This window comes from Gimesia aquarii, assembly GCF_007748175.1.
Taxonomy (GTDB): domain Bacteria; phylum Planctomycetota; class Planctomycetia; order Planctomycetales; family Planctomycetaceae; genus Gimesia; species Gimesia aquarii_A.
Genome location: NZ_CP037422.1, coordinates 1,586,368 through 1,610,081 on the forward strand (window position 1 = coordinate 1,586,368; position 23,714 = coordinate 1,610,081).

A 23,714-nucleotide genomic window follows, 5' to 3' on the forward strand; every position below is an offset into this window, starting at 1 on the left:
GTGTAGTGGTCCTGCAGCACACTGAAACAGAATGATTTAGGCTGCTCTGCGAATTTCTTCCGTCACTGGAGTTTCAGACAATTGAGTGAAAGGTTCTTTGATTGAAGGCCTTAGATAGTTCCAGTAAATGGAACACAGCTCAAAGAACGCTTTAAGAAAATCGTGCGGTTTGACTTTTGAACCGGCAACATCCATCCATTTTGTCAGCGGTAGTTCATAAACGGTCTCTTCAAGTGAAGAACACTGAAAAAACTTTTCCAACTGGCGAGCTCGAGCAAGAAGCTCGACATCAAAAATCCAGTTTGTCAAAAATCGTGTGGTAAATAGCGTTTTCGTTTCTGGGGTCACACGAAACATTTTGGCACCACACTGAGAATCATAAATGGGAAGCTTTAATACAATGGAGGCCGCAGTCGCAAAAACACGACCGAGATAGTGCCTGAGTTGTTGTCGTTCAATCTGTCTTCCCAAAAGTTTGACACGTGAGCCAATGACCATTGACAGCTCTGGAGTCTGGTCAAGTTGCGCTGTGAATTCGGAAATCATCTCGAGGGGCGTGGCAAGATCCGCATCCCAGAATCCGGCATAGTCAACATCCGCGTGCATTGCCTGCAATATTCCCTGGCGAACGGCTTCGGCTTTGCCTTGATTGCGAGGAAGATGAAGCACATCAAACGCGTCGGGATCGAACTCTTTCAGTTCATCCAGAATGATGCCAGTCCGGTCGCTACTCCCATCATTGACAAATAAAAAATGATGATTGCGATGAGTGATTCCGTATTTGCGAAACTGCAGAATCTCTAATCGTTTTTCTTCATTGAAACAGGGAATGACGATGATGGCAGATGACATAAGTGATTTGGTCTTCCGATTCGATCAGTCAGCAGATTAGGATTTGATCCTGCTCATCTGGTTTGACCAGATTGGGATTTTTTTGTGCTTGGGGCAGGTACGATTTGATGTGTTTTGAGACCGCGGTGTATCAAAAAAGCGTTTTTATGTCAAAACCGAATTCCATCGCGCATTAAAAAACAGAAGCCCGAGAAACTCAGACTTCTGTTTTTTATGTGATATAAAAGGTCGTAACCTCTTATTAATCAGTCACTTTGATCGAGTATAATTGAGATCGATCAGAAATGTACATTTTGCCATTCGCGATGGTTGGTGTACTGTAGATTGAAGAATTGAACGTCTTCTCATCCAGCAGTTTCTTTTCCTTGCCAGCTTCAAGAATGACTAACATTCCGTCTTCATTTCCAATAAATACTTTACCATCGACTACCATGGGAGAGCCCCAGCAGGCGGCAAACATATCATATTCCCAATAGCGTTTTCCGGTTGCCAAATCGAGGCAATGGACGAAACCACTCAGGTCAGGAGCGTAAACCAGACCATCAGCGACAGCAACAGTCGACATGGTTCGCCGGAATAACAGCTCACCTTTTTTACCGGTCAGCTTGCCATCCACATCTTCCCCGCCATAGTGCCAGATCTGCCCGGAGTTGGGGTTATCTTTCCACCCCTTCTTACCATCAGAAATCTGAGGGCTGATGTCACCTGTTTTTGTGGCATCGATGCGGTAAATGTGGCCAACGCCTTCACCATGTTCAGGGTCTTGACCGACACCCAGGATCACACTGTTATCATAAAAAACAGGAGTACTAATGATAGCATTACGAGTACCTCGACCACCGAGTTCCCATTTTGAATCTTTAGGATTCAGGTCGAATTTCCAGATCAGTTTGGCATTTCCATCGCCGTCACCTTCAGGAGTGAATGCATAGAGCCAGCCATCACCACCGGGGAAATAAACCTGAACTTGACCGTTCACTTCGCCAATTGCAGGAGAAGACCATTGACCATGCAGAATTTGATCAAAGGGAGTATTGTCTTCCCAAACGACCTTCCCTGTTTTCTTATTGACTGCCAGAAAACAAGGGGCACGAGGAGCAGGTACTTCCAAGTGGGCTTCGTCAACTCCATTTGAGGTCAACAGGAAGACGTAATCGCCGTGAACAACAGGCGAACTGGTTGCCAGGTTGTGAGGAAATACTCCCAGGTCTTCAATCATGTCGAGTGACCAGATGATGTCAGCATCTTTCTTATCGGTATCTTTTTCATCTGTGACAGGGCCATCATTTTCGTTGTCATAAAACCCGTTTGCATCAAGGCACATGAGTTCGCAACGGTTTGTGACAACCCACAGGCGATCTCCTTCAACGCAAGGTGCAGCACAGATTCCCTGCTCGGGCCAATCGTTCACACGGCCTTGTGGAAGCTTTTCACGAGAGAGCTGCCATTTAAAGTCTCCCGTTTTTTCGTCAAAGCAAAGTACGACACCCAGGTCATCTTCATACTGAGGACGATACTTCCCGCCATTGTTGGTTCCTACATAAACCTGACCATCGGCAACAACAGGATTACCATAAGTTTGTGAGCCTAGCTTCGAAACCCAGAGAATGTTCTCTCCTGGTTCGTCACCTTCACCAGGTTTGAAGTCGATTGAAACTCCAGTGGTTTTGTTGACCATGTTGCGAGAGGGAGAACCGCCCCACATTGTCCAGTCACCAGTAATGTTAGATTTTTTGCCGGTTGATGCCGTTTTACTTTCCCCTTTTTTAGGAGAGGCTTTTGCCAATGTCGTTTCTTTGGGTTTTTCTTCTACCTTTGATTCCACAGGATTCCCATCAGGATCCAATTCTGGGCCGGATTCTTTTGGTTCAGAATCCGGTGCAGGAATATCTACGCCAGCTCCGCCTGTTGTAGAACCAGCTTCGTCGATTGGAGCGGCGCCTCCCAGATCGGTTTCTGTTCCGGGTGCAGGTTTCGTCGTTGATTCACGGGATTCACACCCTGTTGAAACGAATGCAAAGCATGCAAGCAAATTTAACAGAGCGAATCGAAATAGAAACTTTTTCATTATTTATCCTCAGAGACAATGATGTTATCGAAGTAAGCATCTGCGAGACGGTAAAGATAAAGCCCTGGACTACCCTTCATATTCGCGTGTGGGTCTGAGGCTTCAATAGTCCACTCTTTGGGTTCAGGTTTCTTGCGAGGCCATACCTTACCTTTCACAGTTGCCTGACCATCCTTGATATCGACTTTGAGTTTCAGAGTATACCAGACATCCGGGTCTGATCGAAACCGAACTTCCTTAGTCATTCTCTTATGTGGTGCCCAGCTTTGAATCGCCAGTTTGCTGGAATTCCCTTTGAGAATCAAATTATAACGATTCACAGTGACTCCCATACTGGCCAATTTTCGCTTTTGTTCTTTCAGAAAGACATCCGCTTGAACTGTATAGCCATTTGGAGCTAACTGACTCATATCAGAAGGTCCCAGCCAGATAGTGGCACTTGGACGACCTTTGCCGGGGCTGGCTTTGAGCGCCGTTGTTCCATCCACCTCATTGGGTTGCAGTTTCAGGAATGCATTGACCCAGGCTGGAGGAACCTGCTTACCTTTATAGCCTTCCAGGTCAAACTTCCAGGGAAGTGGTGGAAACACGCGGATTCGAGATTCCGCAGTCGCATCTCCGACTTTCACTGATACGGTCCCGGCAGCGGGAGCTTTTAAATCAGCGGGAGTCGTCAAGCTCAAACCATCTACTTTCGAACCTTCCAGTCCCTTGCCGGGAGTAATCTTGGCATCGACCTTCTTAATAAAATGCCCGTTTGCATCATAAGCCAGAACTTCATAATCGATTTTTTCGCCTTGAGTGGCGGCGATTTCAAATGGAGTTAACTGAATCGAAGCAATTTTGTCCTGCTTGGCTTTTTCTGCTCCTAATGGAGGAACAGAACCACTGCTTGGATTTTTACTTTCATCACCAATACAAATCGTGCGGTCACGAGTCACGAAATAAATTCGACCGTCGGCAATCGCCGGTGAGGCATAGATTTCATCTAGTCCTTTATCCACCCGAGCTAAAAGTTGAACGTGCGAAAGTTCTTCGCATTTTTCGCGGCTGGGCTTGAGAATGTGAATGTTTCCATTCACTTCCATCACGTACAGCTTTCCATCTGCCCAGACAGGAGAACCTTTTCCTACGGTACCAAGATTATAGGTCCAAAGCTCTTTACCCGTTTTGCTGTCATAGGCATACATGCGGCCTGTGTCAGCTACGACATACAGGATTCCGTCTTTCACGAGTACACTGGCATAACCGGCTTTGACACCGTCGACGCGCCAAACGCTGCCAGTTTCTGTAATGTCGCCACGTTTTGATCCATCAATGCACTGGATACGACCAAATTCCACATTGTCGATGTTGTCTTCGCCATGCGCGATATAAACCAGGTTGCCATCGGTAACGGGCGAGCAATTCAACCCACGTTTGGACATTTTGAAGCCCCAGAGCTTTTCTCCCGTGCGGGCATTCAAGGCATAACAACCACCGTCTGAGTTCCCGGCAATCAACATCCGTGTGCCGTCGATGACGGTCACAATGGGGACAGAATAGTTAGTGTCGTAAGGCTTACCACCGGGGGCGGCTGTCCAAAGCAGTTTTCCAGTTTTCTTATCAAAGGCATAGTAAGTCTGTTTTGGAGGAGGAACGGCAGTCTTACCCCAGTTAAGTTGCAGAAAACTGACAATCACCCGATTTTCATCAACGACGGGTGTTTGTGTTCGTCCACCATAACCAGAGATTTTTCCATAGTCTTCGGCCAGCGAGGTTTCCCAGAGCACTTTACCTTCAGGAGAGTAGCATCGAAACAGACCACTGACTGAGTGAACGAAAACGTTTCCGGTTTCCGGATCGCCGGCCATACTGGCCCAGCCCACGCGAGGTGAAGGGATGTCGGTTTGAAAGACATTAAACTCATCTTTCCAGAGTTCTTTGCCCGTCTTAGCATCCCAGCAGACAACTTGCTCTCTGGAATGGATTTTATCTTCCGGATCATTGACATCATGGTGTGTTCGACAATTTAGATAGACACGACCATCTAAAATAATCGGGGCAGAACGACCGCCAATGTCTGATTTCCAGATCACATTTTTACCGTCAAGAGACCAGGCATCAACCAGGTTGGTTTCACGGGAAATTCCATTATGCTCCGGGCCACGCCAGTGTGCCCAGTCGCCTGCCGTTGCAAGAGAGGCGGTGAAAAACAGCATAGCGGAGCCGACAAGCACCATGTTCATTCTTCGCATAGAAGATCCTCACTGTTCGTTTATAGAATGTGGTATCACTGATGAAGGATTACAAACCATTGTTCAGGCTTGCTATCTCAGATCTTAAGGTGGGAGGGTTCATCCCCTACATATAATACAGTATTGAAGTTGTGCGGCTAATGCAATGGTCTAATCTGAACTCTCAACCAGATTTAATAAGAGCATATTCCTTTATAATTAAGATTATTTAGGCCATAATCAAGGTTTCAGCGCTATTATTTATACGTGATCTGGTGCATTTTGATTGACAAGGGTTTAATTTTTTATGTTTCCTCAAGTAAGAATGCGGCGAAATCGCCGCACAGACTGGTCTAGACGGTTGGTTTCTGAAAATCAACTCTCTGTAAATGACCTGATCTGGCCTGTATTTATACAGGAAGGCACGAATCAGAAAACAGAGATTCCTTCCATGCCCGGTGTGCAGCGATTGACCATCGATCACCTGCTCGAAGCTGCCAGGGAAGCTGCTGAGTTGAAAATACCTGCGTTAGCACTTTTTCCAGCGACTGATCCTGCTAAGAAGACCGAGGGTGGTGAAGAAGCCTATAATTCAGAAAATCTGGTTTGTCGTGCTGTACGTGCATTAAAGGCAGAGAACTTGAATCTGGGAATTCTCTGCGATGTTGCCCTGGATCCTTATACCAGTCATGGTCAGGATGGTCTGGTCAAAGAAGGATATGTTGTCAACGATGAGACACTGGATGTCTTATGTCGGCAGTCGGTCGTTCAAGCAGAAGCAGGTTGTGATATTATCGCCCCCTCGGACATGATGGATGGCCGTGTTGGTGTGATCCGTGAAGCCTTGGATGAAGCTGGTTTTCAAAATGTACAAATTATGGCATACGCAGCCAAATATGCATCTGCCTTTTATGGTCCATTCCGCGATGCCGTGGGTTCGGGAGCAAACCTGGGAACAGGCGACAAACGAACCTATCAGATGAATCCCGCCAATAGCGAAGAAGCAATGCGTGAAGTCGGTCTGGATATCAGTGAGGGAGCCGATATGGTGATGGTCAAACCGGGAATGCCTTATTTAGATATTGTTCGTCGCGTCAAAGCTGAGTTTGAAGTCCCCACGTTTGCTTATCAGGTAAGTGGCGAATATGCCATGATTTCCGCAGCAGCTCAAAACGGTTGGCTGGATCGTGAACACTGTATGCTCGAAAGCCTGCTCTGCTTCAAAAGAGCTGGCGCAGATGGCATTTTGACCTATTTTGCAAAAGAAGTGGCTCAGTTGATGCAATCTAATTAGATGAAAATTTGGTGAGGAACCGGATTCTTTTGTTGAAATTGATGTGGAAAACATCGCTTTTTGCTATAATCTTCGACTTCTTTTTGATGGGTTTCAGATCGTCTCTTAAGATCTAAACGAGTGCGGTCTTCGCGATTTACGAAAAAGTTTGCTATTTTTTCGAACATCCGTTTGAGAAATAGTGTCACAATTCCTTTCCAAGAATCCGATAATGTAGTTTTACGGTTGTTTTAACTAGACGAGGTGTATCAGTGCAATTAACGGGAAATGCCAGCAGTCAGGACACGATTGCCCTATTCGAGAAATATGTCATTCCCAATTATGGTCGTTATCCGATCAGCCTGGTGCGCGGCGAAGGCAGCTACGTTTGGGACGCCGAGGGGAAACGCTATCTCGATCTGTTTCCCGGATGGGGGTGTAATATACTGGGCTATTCTCCCGAGCCGGTGGTCTCTGCCATTCAAGATCAGGTTTCTCGTTTGATTCACGTACCCAATACCTGGTACACCGAAGCACAAGGAAGATTCGCCGAATTTCTCTGCACGCGAAGTTTCGGTAAAGCCTTCTTCTGTAACAGTGGTGCGGAAGCCGTCGAAGGCGCTATTAAACTGGCTCGATTACATTTCGATGGCAAACGTCCCAAAATCATTACCTGCGAAAATGGGTTTCACGGTCGAACGTTTGCCGCAGTCACGGCCACAGCCCAGCCCAAATATCATGATGGATTGGGCCCCTTAGTTGCCGGCTTTCGATATGCACCGTTTAATGATCTGGAAGCGATTGCCAGTCTGGTGGACGATGAAACATGTGCCATCATGGTAGAACCGATACAGGGTGAGGGCGGCGTTAACATTCCAGATGAAGGTTATCTGGCCGGTCTTCGAAAGGTGGCAGATGAAGCCAACTGTCTGCTGATCTTTGATGAAGTACAAACCAGCATGGGACGCACCGGAACCTGGTTCGGATATCAGCAGTGGGGTGTTCAGCCCGACATCATGACCATGGCTAAAGGCATCGCAGCGGGAGTCGCAGCGGGAGCCGTAATCGCGAATGAAGAAGTTGCCCCCAGCTTACGCCCCGGAATGCATGCCAGCACGTTTGGCGGGAATCCGCTGGCGATGGCAGCAGGCTTGGCCACCGGCCAAATGATCGAAGAGCAAAACCTGTTGGACAATTGTCAAAGTATGTCACAGCAATTTCAGCAATTCTTCGGCCAACTCCAGAATGAGCTGCCGATTATTCGTGAAGTACGAGTCCGCGGTATGATGGTGGGTATCGATTTGAACATTCCTTCTGGTCCTGCTGTTGGAAAATGTATGGACCGTGGATTACTGATCAATTCGACGCATGATACCGTTGTCCGTTTATTGCCGCCTTTGAATGTGACTTTGGAACAGGTCGAAGAAGGCTGTGAGATCATCGCGACCGTGTTGCGGGAAATGGCTGAAGAAGCATAAGGCTGACGGGGCGTTTCATCAAGACAATTTGAGCTATTCACATATTCCTGTTCGAATCTTATTTCAAGAAGCGAACAGGAATTCCTGTTTTTAACATATCATTGATTGAGATATCCAATGAGACATTTAATTACCTTGCACGACTTGGAATCGTCTGAAATCCTCGAAATATTTGCCCTCGTTCAGGAATTAAAAGAGAAACAAAAATCAGGAGAACGCCCACAGTTATTACAGGGCCATACAATGACTCAGGTATTCGAAAAACCCTCGCTGAGAACAAGGCTCAGTTTTGAATCAGCCATGTGGGAACTGGGAGGGGGCGCGAGCTTCTTTACCTGCAAAGAGGCGGGCCTGGATGGACGTGAATCGATTGAAGATGTCGCCCGGGTGATTGGCGGCTATTCTGATGTGATCACACTGAGAACCTTCTCGCACGAACTCATAGAACAGTTCGCTAAAAACTCGAACGCTTCAGTAATCAACGCACTCTCCGATCTAAGTCATCCCTGTCAGGCATTGACCGATCTGTTTACGATGCAGGAAATCGCCGGCGATGTATCACAGCAGAAACTGGCGTATGTGGGTGATGGTAATAACGTGGCCTATTCACTCGCCAACTGTTGTGCCAAGTTAGGAGTTCCGTTTGTGGTCTCTTCGCCGGAAGGCTTTGAGTTATCTTCAGATTTCGTGGCTTCCTTGAAAGCAAACATCCCAGACGCCAAGCTGGAACTGGAGCCCGATCCGCAAAAAGCGGTTGCAGAAGCAAACGTGATTTACACCGATGTCTGGGCCAGCATGGGACAGGAAGCAGAAACGGAAAAACGCAAGAAAATTTTTGCTGATTATCAGGTCAATTCCAAGCTCATGACAGCCGCGGGATCTAATTGTAAATTTATGCATTGCCTGCCTGCGAAGCGGGGACTCGAAGTCACCGATGAGGTCCTCGATAGTCGACAAAGTATTGTCTTCCAGCAAGCCGAAAATCGAAAGCATCTGGCGAAAGGGTTGTTGGTCTGGTTAATGCAACAGGCATGATCCTTAAAAAAGTCATAGTTCAAAACCTCGGTGAATATCGCCGAGGTTTTTTTGTTAGTGATGCACATTGTTCATTGCGACACAAAAAGTTATCAGGCCCTCAAGTTCACTTGACATTTTTGGGAATTGTTTCACCAATGATCTCGTTCTTTTATAGGTGCTGAAAGTTTAGCTTGACGTCATCGCGACCTTCGCGAAACTCTGTGATCTGCGTCGCGCGCGCGAGCGAAAAAATTCATGCTGGTGCATCAATTTCTTCCTGTTGATTCTATCACTACAAAACCCTCTTGTTTGGCGATGTTTTTTAGAAAAGACTAAAATCCAGTTCTGAATGAGCACTATTTGGTTTCCCCAAATGAGCCCTGTTTGGTCCGATTGACTTGAGATCTGAACTCTCAACTTTCCAAAATTGACCATAGTCGAGACAATAATGCGCAAAAGTGGATCAAGCTGGTTTCGAAGGTCAGCCAATGCTGCAAACGGGTTTATGCAATAGGGGTTACCGCTATCTAGTATTGAGAGATTCATCTGGAACTCCGCACAAATAGAATGCAATAAAAACATTGCATGTACGCTGACTAAAAGATATTAAATCCTCAGATACTATTTTCGGACGCGTACCTGAAAGAAACCTTGCAATTTGACAACTCAGTATTCTATCTGATACGACTCGTACTGTATGACATGAAAATCCGGCAGTAGTCAGCTTTAAAGTACCAGTGGTGGAGCTCGCTACTTATTAAACAGCTCATTAATGGCGTCTTTGTAGAAGACCGAGAACATCAGCCATGCCATCAGCAGTGTCAGGATCAGGTTGAGAGATTGACCGCAAACATAGAGGATCAACGGCTTGCCTCCTTTCAGGAATTTCGTCAGTTCTCGGAAGTTGGTTTCGAGACCGATACTGATAAACGCCAGACAGAAGAACCAGCCTCGGAAAACCTTCGATGATTCTTTCACCATTGTGGGAACAATGATGTCGCCGCCCTGCATGTAAACATACATAAGCGAGAAGACAGAAGAGGCAAGCACAAATCCAAGTACGAATTTGGGGAATCGATACCAGATTTCCCAGGCATCGGGCTTGATTTTTGATTCCTTACCTTCCACACGAGTGACCCAGTACACGGCGACTCCGAACGCGGTGACACCAATGAGAATATTTTGAATCATTTTGATCGTAATTGCCACCTGTTCGGCTTGTTCCCCCAATATAGCTCCTGAGGCAGCCACCGCGCCGGTGGAATCGATTGTGCCTCCCATCCAGGCGCCTCCCAGGATGGGACCAATCCCCAACACTTTAATCAGAGCGGGCATCACAATCATCATGATGACAGTGAAACTTAACGAGAGGCCAATCGCAAACGACAGCTCTTCCTTTTTCGCTTTACAAGATGCGGCTGTGGCAATCGCGGCGGAGACACCACACACGGACATATCAGCCGAAATAACCATGTTCAGCGATTTCGATTCCAGTTTGAGAATCTTCTGTCCAAAAGCATAAGTACTGATGAGCACGACAGGGGTTACAATCCAGGCGATACAAATTCCCGGCAGTCCCAGGATTAACAGCCGACTGAAGAGCACACTGGCCCCCATAATGACAAGACCTGTTTTAATATAAAATTCTGTTTTCAGTGCGGGCTTCATCCACTCGGGAGTACCAATCGTATTGCTGATCACCAAACCGATCATCAGTGCCCAAAGTGCATACTCCAGATTGTACCTTTTGGCTACAACTTGCCCTGTGAGGATATATGCCAGCGTTGCCAACAAAAACACGCCGACGAATCCGACAGCGAACTTTGTAACAGAGTGCCCCATTGCTTTAATACCCAATGAGAAAGCACACAGGCTTATGAAAAAAACAGCGCATAACGGAATGAGCAGGTTTCTCTTTTCAGGTGGAAATATCGAACTGATCGGGTTTTGAGTCCATGAACCTGGTTTTGCTAACCAGGGCTTGAGTGGACTATGTACGCTCGGCTTTTCGCCAGCAGTCTTTGCTTCTGCGAGTTGCTCGGAAAAATTGTTCGGCAGGTTAAGATAAAACGCCAGAAAACAGATCAGCAGTAAGAGCCCGCCAATCCAGATGGCCCACCAGTCTTCGCTGGTCTTCATTTCGGACCAGGTCGAACGCCGTGGAGTAGGAGCGACGATATCACCCTGTTCAGGGTCAGGAGCAGGCGCGTTTTCTGACATGATTCATCTCAAACAAGTGGGTTGATTTTTTCTGAGCGGAATGGCGCTAGCCACCGGTAAACACAATACCGACGGCTAGTGCCGCTCACTTTAGTTGTGAGAGGCAGATTGTAAAATATAATTGCATATCAACTGAACTGGTGAGTTCACTTTGAAGTTAAGAATCATACCTTACAAAAAATGAGAACAATCGAAAAGCGTGAGGCGGATAATCGCATGGATATCCAGAGCGCAGAAAATAGGGGCCCATCTTTACCAAGTGGGTAGCGATAAAAAGGGGGCATGCCTCTTTTACTAGTGGGACATGCCCCCTTTATCTATTCTTTTATGATCAAACACACCTTGAGAATCGATGATCAGTTTTGAAAAAACGAACGCGGGGGCTTGAATTTTGAGTCGAGCTCAAACTCGAATTTCGAATCCGGCGCCTTGACTGTGGCTCCCTGGATGATCGCATGAGGCTTGAACAGGTTATAGGCAGGGGGAATCTGCTCTTTCATCTCGACCTGACCTCGCTGGGTATTCGGAGGCACCGGAGACCCGTCCGGTTGCGTGATCTTCGAGAAGGTCACACCGTACTCCCCTGGAGGGCACCCCGGATTCGAATGATAGTCAGACAAAGTAAACTTGCCTGCTTCATCGGTCAGGCCAAATCCGCCGTTCCCTTTCGTGTTGCCTGTGGGATGAAATTCCACCATCGCGCCGACGAGTGGTTGACCATCCATCGCCACGAATCCCGAAACAGGAATCATTTCAATGTCGGGACCGGAATTCGAACCCCCACAACCGGAAAGAGAAGCAAGCATAACCGCGAAAGGTATTGCAAATCGTCGAGTCAATTTACGAGTCGTATCTAAGCCAGCACTCATGTATATCCACCAGAGATTGAAGAAGCAGGATTGATTAAGAGAAGAAGAGTCCTCCGCTCACGGGTTTCCTTATCCGTGAGCGTTGAAACTTCCCGACAAACAATTTCCCAGATCAGAACTCGCCAATTACCTGACCGTCTTTGATTCTGGAGAGATTGGTGCGGATAGTGGAATCGATGTTCTCGCTGATAAATCGCACAGCACCATCCGCGAGCAGGATCATACAACCTCCGACATGGGCACTTCCGGGCATACTGTAAGATCCCAGTACGCCGGGCCGTTCCGTCATCGGAGGAGTCCAGGAACAACAGAGCCAGTAATTGATTCCCCGGCCGTGGGCCAGGTTGACGCCATTTCCCGCGTAGACGCTACATCCCCAGTAGTTACCGGTTCCATCTCGCACCTGACGAGTCGTTTCGCACACCATGACGGTATTACTGGTGCCATCCTTGATCTTCGAAATATCGGAATTGGAATTCTCCCCAAAGAGAGCTCTCGTGGTAATTCCTTCATTACTCCACAACCTCCAGGGCCCTGTGCCGGAGCTGACACTGAACCCATAGTTGGTCATGGCACTTCCCGAGATACCACAGCCGTAGTAGGAAGTCGCGGAATTGTAGGTCTGATTGTTATCATCGCTCGGACAATTGAAAACGGCGATGACCTTTTTCGTCAGTTCCATATTAGCGGTAATGTCCGCAGACGCTCCCATCACTGTTCCCGCACTGGTCGAAGACCACCCACTGAACGTACTATCGCGTTGGGCGGCGGTGAAGTTGAACTGATTGTAGAGCGCAGACTGTTCCAGATAAGGCAGAAGTAGTGTCCAGCCGGATGTATTCAGGATCGGATCTCCGGCCTGCGTCCAGACCATGGCATTGTTGGCACTTGAGTAGGGAAACTTGGTGTGCGCGTCGTGATAATTGTGCAGAGCCAGACCAAGCTGCTTCATGTTATTCTTACAGGTAGAACGGCGAGCCGCTTCGCGCGCCTGCTGCACGGCAGGAAGCAGCAACGCGATTAAAATGGCTATAATCGCAATCACAACGAGCAGTTCTATCAGAGTAAAACCCTTCTTGCTGTATATGTTCCTCGACATCAAATAACTCCCTCTTTAAATTAATAGGATTAGAAATAAATTCACAGGATCTGAAAATGTGAAAGCTGATAAGTATGATGCAATTGTTTTGTAGTGATGATTTTGTAGTGATGATAATGGGAAGGATACTCATAAACACTGATTAATATTATATTTCAGTTCTAACGTATTAGTAGGAAATAGTATACTATTTTTAAATATTTATTAAATAATGATTAAGCCACTTATTCGACACGATATTCTCAAATGACCATAAGCTCCTGAAATAAAAGGGAGTAGCCAACAAAAAGGATCTGGCTCGTGCCCCACTTTCTGAATCGCCGTTTCCAGGAAAGTAAAAGGAGCCCTTTGGTATAGCACAAGGAATTGGTTTTCAATAAGTAACTCAGTTCTTGTGCTGAGTTAATGTAGTATTGGATGATATCAAGTAAGAGGACGTTCAACGTAAAGGCTCGTCTAGAGGTCTTCCACTGGAGAGGGACAGAGCACCATGTTCCAGCACACAGTAATGCAAAGAACGTGCCGCCAGGAGTATAAAAGGGTCGATCAAAATCCCCAGCTCACCGGATATCGAAACACAACCTGTTTACTACTCTTTATTTATGGGAAACAGTATTTCGTCGTCTCAGAAATTTCTGACTTTGAGACATCAGACGATGGCTTCGCAAGTGCCATAACTTTTTGAAGATTGCCAATTAATTTCGCACCAGAGATCACCAGGATCACACGAAAAGAATATAAGGGTCTGGTTCAATACTGTTCGGTTCGGCAGTTGCTCTCGGCGTCTGATTTTTAGATCGGGGGTTTTAATGATTATAAAATCTGCGGAGTGGTAATGCGAACAATCGCTCTCAGATAAATCGGCGCAGCGTGAAGTAAGGCAGACGACTACAAGATATCAAGCATACGCTGAAACTGGTTGACGGAACCGTGATTGCCGCATTACCCCGCATCCCCCTGGCTTCGTTTCTTGAGACCCAGTCTAGTCATTCCAACCTGATGAACTGGACGCTGCACACGCACTTTGAAGTCGACCGTCACGTTCCCACACGAATAGACGTCACACCCGCCGGGGGGGAGAATACGACGAACGGGTAGTCATGGATCGGGCTATCGGAGCGGATCGGACGTACGTAATGGATCGGCTATAAAAAAGGGGTCAGCCAGAGCAACTACCGGGCCGAACAGCATTGAACCTGAACTCTTTAATGTCCCTCATTATTGAAATATTCCAAAACATTCAAAACGATTTTTTCAGGCTCATCAAGCGGTAACGGTTCTGACCTTTCGTTATCCTCTGTAGCAAACTTAATAGAGTCGCTACCTTTCTTTCCCACAATAGTTAACATAGTGGATTCTCGTAAGAACTTATTTCTGGCCTTTACATCCATAGTGTTATACAACTCTGAGGGCTCAGTGTTTTCACTCGTATCGAATTCTTTAACGATTTCAACAATTCTGTTTCCTCCATTTTTTTTAAGTGACTCATATGAATAGATCTCCATCTTTCCTCTGGCCATACTCGCTCCGTGAGGGCTTTTTATAAAAGGGACAAGAAAAAATACCTCTTTATTTTTAAATATCTTCAAAAAAACCATTTAAAATCTCCTTGTAAGACTTATCTTTTCTTTCCAAGCCATTTTGGCAGAGTCGTGATTCGAATCAGATAACCATTCTACAGCGCAACTCCCCTTGTGCAGAAGTGCTCTCTTTTCATCTACGGTGCTGCGGTTGCATCCGGTAAAATTGTTCGGCCTTAGATAGAACGAAAGATTCCTGGTTTGCCCCATTGCTAATTCGCAGGCGAATTCTGGAGCGGTTCTGGTGTCGGGTTGCTTCTGTTTGTGCTCTGTTTTTTTGAGGGTTGTAATGCCTTTGTTTTCTCAGATTCTGTTTCTCTGTGTTTGCATTGCCTTGGTTGTTCTGGCTGTCTTCTATCATGTGGAAGGGCGTGGGAGGATCAAGAGAAACTTATGCGCCTTAATGTCTCGGAAGTGGTAAGAAATTATGGTTTGGTTTCCCTTGTGGGTGTGGAAAACGTGTTCAAAAGGAGTGGCTCTCTACGAGACATTGGGAACTGGTTCTGGTACTTCAGGTGAAAATGTGGAAAAAACGATCAATTTTCGCATGCATAAATTGAAGTGGTGCGCGGTGTTCAACCATCGAAAAAATGTCCCTCGCGCGCGCGACGCAGAACAGGGAGTTTCAACAACGACGCGACCGTGTCAAGATCTGAATTATCATCGGTTATGCGCGCTGATCAGTGAAGAGATGTGTCTCTGTCAAATACAAAAAACATGGTACCGGCGGCTAGCGCCGTACCGCTCACGGAGTGGTGTGGAGTATCGCTTTAAAATTGGAATGTGTTTTTTCCGGCCGCTCGACAGTTTAGTGTCGTTCTGCGATAATGTGAGGCTTAACACACATTTCTTCACATTCGAAACGCCCTTAATTCAAGGTGCTCTTAATTTTAAACTTGTGAATCATTACCCCATATTTTCTAAACGGGATCGACGACGATGACTGAAGTAGCCGCTTATCCTCTGACCTGGGAACTCGATTCCCTGTATCCTCATCCGGATCACTCAGACTTTGAAAACTGTCTGGATCAGATGAAGGTTTCCCTGGAAAGTCTGATCGAACGGGTCGAAGCATTACCTGAGGTGACCGCTTCCGAAGCGAGTGCGGCCGTCTGGGGGGATTTTCTGACAGACTATCAAGCGGCGACCGCAGACTTATCGGGACTCTTTGCGTTCCTGGAATGCCATTGTGCCGAAGACGCCTACAACAAACATTTTCAAGTGTTGATGGCTCGGCTGGCCAGCATTCGTCCCTTGCGGGAGAACATTGAAACACAACTACAACTGACATTGCGCGATGTTACCGATGAGGTCTTACAGCAATTTGCTCATGCCGACAGTCGTCTGCAAGAGATTCATTTCTTTCTGGAAGATTCCAAACGAAATGCCAAATTACGATTACCTAAAGATCAGGAAATTCTCGCTTCTGAACTAGCTGTCGATGGATTGCATGCCTGGGGACGGCTCTATGATCGGCTGTCGGGAGAACTCAAGATCCGTGTGATGGAAAAAGGAGAACTGGTAGACCGCTCACCCGGTCAGATTCAATTCGATTCGCCACAAAGAGCAATTCGTGAGAATAATTTTTATGCAGCGAACAAAGCCTGGGCCACCATCGCTGACTCCTGTGCCGATGCTTTGAATCATCTCGCGGGAACTCGACTGACGACTTACAAACACCTGCCGGTGAACGACCATCTGGATGCTCCTTTGATTTACAATCGAATGGAACGTGCCACCCTCGATACCATGTGGTCGGTAATCACAGAACGTAAACAAAAACTGGTGAGTTACCTGGATAAGAAAGCAGAGCTTCTCGGCCTTTCCAAACTCTGCTGGTACGATGTGAATGCGCCACTACCTCTTAGCGGGGGGGAATCTGCGGAACTCCCATATGACCGTGCCTGCGAGTTGGTTGTGAACTCCTTTGAAAAATTCAGCCCCGATCTGAGTCAGTTTTCAGAAAAGGCGCTTCGCGAACGTTGGATTGAAGTCGAGAATCGCCCCGGAAAACGTCAAGGCGGATTTTGCACGGGATTCCCGGTTCAAAAACAATCACGTATTTTTATGACCTACACCAACTCTGCCGACAGCATGTCAACGCTCGCTCATGAATTGGGGCATGCTTACCATTCGTATGTCTTAAAGGATGAGCCATTCGTACTTAGTGACTATCCCATGAATCTGGCGGAGACCGCTTCGACGTTTGCCGAAGCCGTTCTGGGCGAGCAACGCTTGAGTGCTGCTCAGACCAGAGAAGAAGAATTGCAGATTCTGGATGGAATGCTGGGAGACTCCGTTGCTTTCATGCTGAATATTCATACGCGGTTTCTGTTTGAAGATCGACTTCACAAGGAACGTCTGGATGGCGAATTGACATCAGAGCGTTTTTCCGAATTGATGTTAGAGGCGCAAAAGGAAGCCTACCTGAATTCATTGGATGACAAAGGCTGGAATCCTCTATTCTGGGTTTCCAAACTGCATTTCTATATCAGCGAATTACCGTTTTACAATTTCCCTTACACCTTTGGTTACCTGTTGTCGCTGGGAGTTTATGCCCTGTCAGATACCTTTTCTGATCAGACCGAATTTGCTGACAAATACCGCGAACTCCTGATTGCAACCGGCTGTCAGCTCACTGAGGAGGCAGTCGCCAATACATTTGGTTATCACCTGGGAGAAGCTGAGTTCTGGAACAAGAGCATCGATATCATTGACCGCCGGGTGGACCGTTTTCTGGAATTGACCCAGTAAACTCGATGACGAAAGGGAACATTGAGCCTGTAATAATCCGTGCCAATGAATGAATTTGAGGTGACTTCTGTTCTAAAATAGCAAGGTCAGCAGGTAACGCAGCGGCCACGTATCGAAATTCAGAAGGAGGTTCGGTATACTGATTTAACAACGAAGCGACTATTGTCTATTTTGCAGGAAACCGGAAACGTAATTTTTCTATGGCTACACAACAGGAAATTTCTGAAATTCGCCAACACTCGGGTGTTGGTTTTGTTCAGACCCAATTGGCAACTCTATTTGAACCACCTCATAGTTTAAAACTGGCAGGAGGAGGAGAACTGGGACCGATTCAGGTGGCCTATGAAACGTATGGCGAATTGACGCCCGCGAAAGATAATGCCATCTTTATTTGCCATGCACTCACGGGCGATGCGCACGCCGCCGGTTACTACGAACAGGACGACGAAAAAGCGAAGCCCGGTTGGTGGGACGATTTAATTGGCCCGGGAAGGGCTCTTGATACTAATAAATACTTTGTGATTTGTGCGAATGTGCTGGGAGGCTGTCAGGGGACGACCGGTCCCGAAAGCAAAAATCCGGAAACCGATCATTCCTATCGACTCGATTTTCCATTTATTACGGTCGGTGATATTGTGGAAGTTCATTCGGCACTTACAAAACATCTGGGGATTGACCAGTTACTGGCTGTGATTGGAGGCAGCCTGGGAGGGATGCAGGTATTGGACTGGGCGGCTCGATTTCCAGACCAAATTCGAGGGGCGATCTGTCTGGCGACCGCCGCTCAACTTTCGGCACAGGGAATTGCCTTTAATGCGGTGGGCAGGCGGGCCATCAAAACAGACCCTGAGTACAAGGAGGGTAAGTATGAAAAAGGAGCCGGCCCCCGTTATGGATTGGCACTCGCACGCATGATTGCGCACATTACTTACCTTTCTGATCAATCGATTGAAATGAAGTTCGGCAGACGTTTACAGGATCAGGATACCTTTCAGTACGAGATGCTGCCAGAAGTCGAATTTCAGGTCGAAAGCTATTTGCATTATCAGGGAAAACGATTTGTTGAACGTTTTGACGCCAACAGCTATCTTTATCTTACGAAAGCAATGGACTATTTTGATCTCGCTTCTCAATATGGTTCATTGACCAAGGCACTCGGAAAAACGGATGCCCGGTTTTTGATCGCTTCCTACGATTCGGACTGGCTGTTTACTACGACCCAAAGTAAAGAGTTGGTGAGAGCGTTAATTGAATGTGGCAAACATGTTTCATTCATTGAATTAAAAAGCCCGTTCGGACACGATTCTTTTTTGATTGAAATTAAACAGTTACAAAAAATGATTACGCCTTTTCTGGAACAAGCTTATCAAACTCGTTTAGCGGAGAGTGCCAAAAAATCATGAGCAAAGGTAGCTGAAGGCACTTCGCTACCAATGATTGACGCGGAAAATTGACTATGTGTGCACAACATCGATATTGTATGCAGGACCCGTCGCTGGAAGTGACGGATAAACTGCTACTTGAACAAATTCAACCGGGAAGTCGCGTATTAGACCTGGGCTGCGGCGATGGTCGTCTGCTGGCGCGGTTACGTGATGAACGAGATGCTTCTGTGCTGGGAATTGAAATTGATATCACACAACACCACGCTTCCATTGCCCGCGGTGTCCCCGTGCTTCAGGCAGACCTGGACGAAGGCTTGCAGGATATTCCTGATGGCGCTTTTGATTATGTTGTGCTGAGTCAGACGCTCCAACAGGTGCTGCATCCGAAACAGTTATTGGAAGAAATGGTCCGTGTCGCGAAACAGGCTTTAGTGGTGGTTCCCAATTTTGGAAACTGGCGGATACGTCTTCAGGTTCTCAAGCAGGGGCGTGCGCCGGTGACTGAAGTTTTACCATACGAATGGTATAACACACCCAACCTGCATTTAATGTCGATGCATGACTTTCAGGATCTGATGCGATTATTGGGAATCGAGATCTTGCAGGAAATTCCAATCATCAATCATCGTGCGGTTGAAAAAGCATGGCTCGCCAACTTAAGAGCCCAACATGTGCTCTACATCTTGCAGCGTTTAGAGGAGAGTTCAACAAAAACAGAGAGCGAACATTTATTGCATAGCTCATAGTAATCATCTAAATTGAGTTTGCGATCACAATACGATTTGATCTTAAGAAGAGATCAGGTTCATCAGTAACCGAAAATGATTAAGGATTAATCATGAGACTACATCGCAGGATTCCGCAACTATTCGGATATGACTTGATTCATATCCAAAGAAACCACCCCACGCTTGAGTCACACTTAAAGTTTTTATTTGAGAAATTGAACATCAACATCGTTTTGGATGTGGGTGCCAACCGCGGGCAATATGGATGTCTGCTCCGCGAGATGGGGTTTACAGGCGATATCATTTCGTTCGAACCCTTGAAAGAAGCGTACCAGGAATTATTGCAAAGTAGCGCGGGAGATGTGAAGTGGCACACTTACAATTGTGCCCTGGGTTCTGTGTCTGAAACGACGGAAATAAATTTTACGAGTTCGTCTGTGTTTGCGTCGTTTCTGAATCCCAATGAATATGCCAAGGAGGTGCGGAGCGAACAGGTTCAGATTGATCAAAAAGAAACCGTCGAAGTCAAAAAACTGGACGACGTTTTTGAAGAAGTGATTTCCAAATGTTCCGGAACCAATCACCAGATTTATTTGAAAATGGATACACAGGGTTTTGATCAGGAAGTTTTTAAGGGAGCAGAAAAATCTATCGAGCAGATTGCGGCACTCCAATCAGAAATAGCCATTCTCCCTTTGTATGAGGAGATGCCGGACTACATTGAATCGATGACTGCGTTTCGAGAGAAAGGCTTTGAATTGACGGGGCTCTTTCCTGTCTCACGAGATCATGATTCGCTGTTTCTGATTGAAATGGATTGTGTCATGCGGCGAAAGTCATAGAAACAAAGGAGGTAAAAACATTTGAAATGTACCAGAACGATCCAAGATTTGAGCCCTGCGATTCGTGTTTCCTTAAAAGCCATTTCCCGATATACTTCCCCACCTTAAGGCGAAACTAAACTCAAATCCAACGTTTTCCACCTGAATCACGAATGACGTAAGGTGTTTCTATAAAAACGTTTGGACTAAAAATATGATCCAATTTACATAAGAGAAAGAGGGAAGGGACTCCCGATGCGTATCATTGCGATTATGAACCAAAAAGGGGGCGTTGGCAAAACAACGACAAGCGTGAACATGGCTGCCGGACTGGCGATGCAAGGCAAAAAAGTTTGTCTGGTCGACCTGGACCCACAGGGACATGCCTCTTTGCACCTGGGAATCGAACCCATGGGAAATGTCCCGACAGCTTACGATGTTTTTTCCGGTTTTAAAACACTGGCCGAAACCCGGCAGCTGGTTGCGAAAAATTTATGGGTCGTTCCCGCGACGCTGGATCTCGCAGCGACGGAACTGGAGTTGGTTGATGCCGAGAATCGGGAAATTGTGTTACGCGATGCCATTCATAAGATGGCGGAAACCGAACCGTTTGATTATCTGATTATGGACTGTCCCCCATCCCTGGGTGTGTTGACAATCAATTCATTAACGGCGGCTACGGAAGTCATCATCCCTCTGCAGCCTCACTTTTTCGCGCTGCAGGGTTTGTCCAAACTGTTGGAAACAACTGCATTGGTCCGCCGTCGTCTGAACCGCGAACTAAGAGTCTCGGGTGTTGTCTTATGTCTGTATGAAACAGGAACGCGACTGGCAGCCGACGTTACAGATGACTTATCCGCTTTTTTAAGCGAAAGTGATCCCGAGGCACCATGGGCTTCAGCCAAAGTATTCCAGAGTCGCATTCGTCGAAACATCAAGCTGGCGGAAGCTCCCAGCTTTGGACAATCGGTATTTGATTATTCCAAAAATTGTCCGGGCGCAAAAGATTATGCCGGTCTCGTAGAAGAAGTCATCTCGGATGAACAGAGCGAGGAAGTTCCTCTGCAACAAGCCGCCTGATTACTCGGACGACGCTTTCTTTTTTTCTTCCAACTTGACTTTTGCTTCTTTCCAAAGTGGATCATAAACCTCTTTATCAAACGGAGGACATCCAGTGGCATACTGCCCCAAGGGATGGTCTTTCGTCCGCATGAGGTTCGTACAATAAGAGAATGTCCGGCAGACGGTTTTCCGATTGAGCTTGCCTTCATCCCGTAAGACTTTGGCAAACTCGGGTTGAGAAAGCGTCGCACGTCCCATGCCGACAATAGAAATCTTTCCCTGCTCCACGTTGGCAGCGGCGGCATGCATTGCAAAGTCCTGCAACCAACTGTAGCCACTCCCCACTACAGGAATATCGGGAACTGCTGCTTGAATTTGCGAGGCAATCCGAAAATGTCTGGCAACACCGATGAGTGGATGTTCTGGCGCATGATAGCCATCCGTCGGAGGGAATTCGGCGGGACGAACAATGTGCGGATTCGCATACGGATTGCCATTGGAAATATTGATCATGCTCACGCCCCACTCACGTAGTCGCTTCGCCACTTCGATGGGTTCTGAAAGATCTTCTTTTAAATGGTCATGCGGATCCGTACCAAAGGCCGTCTGTAAGGGTAGTTCGTGAGGGTAAGGTTCTCCAATAAAATCGTCACCGGCCCCCTGATAGGGAATACCATCGTAGCCATTCATGCGAGTCGCGATGACCAATTGAGGGCACTCTTCTTTGATGCGCTGAACGACATTCCGCACCAACCGGGTCCGGTTTTCCAAAGAACCGCCATATTCTCCAGGACGATTTTTGGATGCCAATAATTCTGATAAGAGATAACGATGGCATTGCTTGATATCGACAAACGCGACTCCAATTGATTCCGCCAGTTTGGCAGCAGCAACATACTGGTCTTCAATTCGCTTCAGATCATCGTCGGTGAGAATCGGATAACTCTCGTCGATAGGGCACCCGGTCGCTTTATCAATCGTACGCGGGTCAAGCACAGCGTCGCGGGTGGCCACTAGCGGTTTTTCAAAACTGAACCGACCCGAATGCGTCAGTTGCAGTCCGATCACGAGCCCTGCGTCTGAGCCAAAAACTTCCTGATGTGATTCGCGACATCCGGCCAGCATCCGCTCTAATGCAGAAGCCGTCCGATCATTGATCATTAACTGGCGGGGGTTCATTCGTGCTTCGGGACCGATTGCCGTCGCTTCTCCCCAGATCAATGATGCCCCTCCTGCTCCAAATCTTCGGTACCGACGGTATGTTAACTCATCAGGAAAGCCGTCAGTTGTTCCATCGCAGCCTTCCATCGGCTGAATTCCCAAACGGCTCTTAGCTTCCAGGTGACCAATCTGTATCGGTTGGTACAACACATCAAAGTGATCCGACATCTGAATCGGGCAACCCAGGCGTTCAGAATCTGCAACAACGTCATTGGGAGTTTTATACTTAAAATATTTGGCCATATTTGATTACTTTACGGGGAGGGAATTTGGTTGTCGATCTTAGGTGAAAATGAAATCTGCCTTGATTTTAATCTAAATAGAAGCGAATTTCCAACCAGCGAAAATAAACTCGTAAATTGGAAGTGGCCAGAATGAATCTTTCTAAACGGGAACTGTCAACTGTTGTCCGTTATGTTTTGCAGAAAGACTCAGTAGAAAGGGAACCGCAGTTTCTGCCCACTCTCCGGCCGTAGGATAATGTGCGGCCTGAGAACCGAAGCAGCTTTGTAACATGGATGTATTGATAACCCCCGGGTTGAGAGGAATCGCTGCCATGCCACGGGGTAATTCCTGCGCGAGTGAAAGCGTTAAACCTTCCACAGCCCATTTTGTCGCACAATAGGCGGCGACTTCTGCAGAAGCGGAACGTCCCCAACCAGAGCTGAAATTCACGATCACTCCTGTTTGACGTTCGATCATCGCAGGTAAAAAATGGCGAATTGTGTTGGTAGGGCCTTTAATATTCACATCGATTACAGCATCAAAGTCTTCTGTGGGAACTTCCCAGAGCGGTGCATTTTCGTTGATCAGAGCGGCATTATTAATGAGTAGATCGGGAGGGCCAAATTGATCAAGTGTGCTTTTAGCCCAAGAGCCTACGGCATTGTTATCTGCAATATTAACGACCGAAAATTGATGAGGTGAACCATACTGCTTTGACAATTCATCGATCCGTTCCCTAGAACGTCCACATCCTATGACAGTGTGCCCCGCTTCAATCAAACCATCAACCATGGCGCGACCCAGCCCCTGAGTCACTCCGGTTACCACAATCACTTTCGCCATGAA

General features: G+C 47.0%; 17 protein-coding genes. 8 read left to right on the forward strand and 9 right to left on the reverse strand.

Annotated features, from left to right (window positions below):
- Positions 1–36: 36 nt before the first annotated feature.
- The 3 genes from V202x_RS06275 to V202x_RS06285 all read right to left on the reverse strand — a co-directional run bounded on the left by V202x_RS06275 (position 37) and on the right by V202x_RS06285 (position 5,157).
- Positions 37–852, reverse strand: coding sequence for a dolichyl-phosphate beta-glucosyltransferase (locus V202x_RS06275; RefSeq protein WP_145172235.1), 816 nt, complete (start codon positions 850–852; stop codon positions 37–39).
- A gap of 241 nt (positions 853–1,093) precedes the next feature.
- Positions 1,094–2,920, reverse strand: coding sequence for a PQQ-binding-like beta-propeller repeat protein (locus V202x_RS06280; RefSeq protein ID WP_145172237.1), 1,827 nt, complete (start codon positions 2,918–2,920; stop codon positions 1,094–1,096).
- Positions 2,920–5,157: a PQQ-binding-like beta-propeller repeat protein gene (locus tag V202x_RS06285; RefSeq protein WP_232098883.1), complete on the reverse strand. Its 2,238-nt coding sequence runs from the start codon at positions 5,155–5,157 to the stop codon at positions 2,920–2,922. Before V202x_RS06285 ends, V202x_RS06280 begins: the two co-directional genes overlap by 1 nt.
- A 286-nt stretch (positions 5,158–5,443) precedes the next feature.
- On the opposite strand from V202x_RS06285, the gene hemB reads away from it, so the two are divergent.
- The 3 genes from hemB (at position 5,444) to argF (ending at position 8,922) form a co-directional block, all read left to right on the forward strand.
- Positions 5,444–6,430 carry a porphobilinogen synthase gene (gene hemB, locus V202x_RS06290; RefSeq protein ID WP_145172239.1) on the forward strand — a complete coding sequence of 329 codons (987 nt, stop codon included), beginning with the start codon at positions 5,444–5,446 and terminating at the stop codon, positions 6,428–6,430.
- 251 nt (positions 6,431–6,681) lie between these two features.
- Positions 6,682–7,887 (forward strand): aspartate aminotransferase family protein, encoded by a 1,206-nt coding sequence (locus V202x_RS06295; protein WP_145172241.1) that lies wholly within the window; start codon positions 6,682–6,684, stop codon positions 7,885–7,887.
- Between the two features lie 117 nt (positions 7,888–8,004).
- A complete protein-coding gene (gene argF, locus V202x_RS06300) occupies positions 8,005–8,922 on the forward strand; it encodes an ornithine carbamoyltransferase (RefSeq protein WP_145172243.1) in 918 nt (305 codons plus the stop codon).
- A 732-nt stretch (positions 8,923–9,654) separates the two neighbouring features.
- On the opposite strand, the gene V202x_RS06305 is transcribed toward argF, so the two are convergent.
- The 4 genes from V202x_RS06305 to V202x_RS06320 all read right to left on the reverse strand — a co-directional run bounded on the left by V202x_RS06305 (position 9,655) and on the right by V202x_RS06320 (position 14,690).
- Positions 9,655–11,124 carry a YeiH family protein gene (locus tag V202x_RS06305; RefSeq protein ID WP_145172245.1) on the reverse strand — a complete coding sequence of 490 codons (1,470 nt, stop codon included), beginning with the start codon at positions 11,122–11,124 and terminating at the stop codon, positions 9,655–9,657.
- A gap of 356 nt (positions 11,125–11,480) precedes the next feature.
- Positions 11,481–11,993 carry a carboxypeptidase-like regulatory domain-containing protein gene (locus tag V202x_RS06310; protein ID WP_145172247.1) on the reverse strand — a complete coding sequence of 171 codons (513 nt, stop codon included), beginning with the start codon at positions 11,991–11,993 and terminating at the stop codon, positions 11,481–11,483.
- Positions 11,994–12,105: 112 nt separating this feature from the next.
- Positions 12,106–13,092, reverse strand: coding sequence for a DUF1559 domain-containing protein (locus tag V202x_RS06315; protein WP_145172249.1), 987 nt, complete (start codon positions 13,090–13,092; stop codon positions 12,106–12,108).
- A gap of 1,205 nt (positions 13,093–14,297) precedes the next feature.
- Positions 14,298–14,690 (reverse strand): hypothetical protein, encoded by a 393-nt coding sequence (locus V202x_RS06320; RefSeq protein ID WP_145172251.1) that lies wholly within the window; start codon positions 14,688–14,690, stop codon positions 14,298–14,300.
- 921 nt (positions 14,691–15,611) lie between these two features.
- Here V202x_RS06320 and V202x_RS06325 point away from each other — a divergent pair.
- The 5 genes from V202x_RS06325 to V202x_RS06345 all read left to right on the forward strand — a co-directional run bounded on the left by V202x_RS06325 (position 15,612) and on the right by V202x_RS06345 (position 21,440).
- Positions 15,612–17,426, forward strand: coding sequence for a M3 family oligoendopeptidase (locus tag V202x_RS06325; protein ID WP_145172253.1), 1,815 nt, complete (start codon positions 15,612–15,614; stop codon positions 17,424–17,426).
- A 200-nt stretch (positions 17,427–17,626) separates the two neighbouring features.
- Positions 17,627–18,829, forward strand: a complete 1,203-nt coding sequence (locus V202x_RS06330; protein WP_145172255.1) for a homoserine O-acetyltransferase — start codon at positions 17,627–17,629, stop codon at positions 18,827–18,829.
- A gap of 53 nt (positions 18,830–18,882) precedes the next feature.
- Complete coding sequence (metW, locus tag V202x_RS06335; RefSeq protein WP_232098884.1) at positions 18,883–19,557, forward strand: methionine biosynthesis protein MetW; 675 nt, start codon at positions 18,883–18,885, stop codon at positions 19,555–19,557.
- Between the two features lie 92 nt (positions 19,558–19,649).
- A complete protein-coding gene (locus V202x_RS06340; protein ID WP_145172257.1) occupies positions 19,650–20,381 on the forward strand; it encodes an FkbM family methyltransferase in 732 nt (243 codons plus the stop codon).
- Between the two features lie 234 nt (positions 20,382–20,615).
- Positions 20,616–21,440 carry a ParA family protein gene (locus V202x_RS06345; protein ID WP_145172259.1) on the forward strand — a complete coding sequence of 275 codons (825 nt, stop codon included), beginning with the start codon at positions 20,616–20,618 and terminating at the stop codon, positions 21,438–21,440.
- Here the strand turns inward: V202x_RS06345 and V202x_RS06350 are convergent, their stop codons facing one another.
- On the reverse strand, positions 21,441–22,886 hold the full coding sequence (locus tag V202x_RS06350) for an NADH:flavin oxidoreductase (protein ID WP_145172262.1): 1,446 nt from the start codon (positions 22,884–22,886) through the stop codon (positions 21,441–21,443).
- A 141-nt stretch (positions 22,887–23,027) separates the two neighbouring features.
- The gene (locus tag V202x_RS06355; protein ID WP_145172264.1) at positions 23,028–23,711 is read right to left on the reverse strand and encodes an SDR family oxidoreductase; all 684 of its coding nucleotides are present in this window, start codon (positions 23,709–23,711) and stop codon (positions 23,028–23,030) included.
- Between the last annotated feature and the right edge of the window lie 3 nt (positions 23,712–23,714).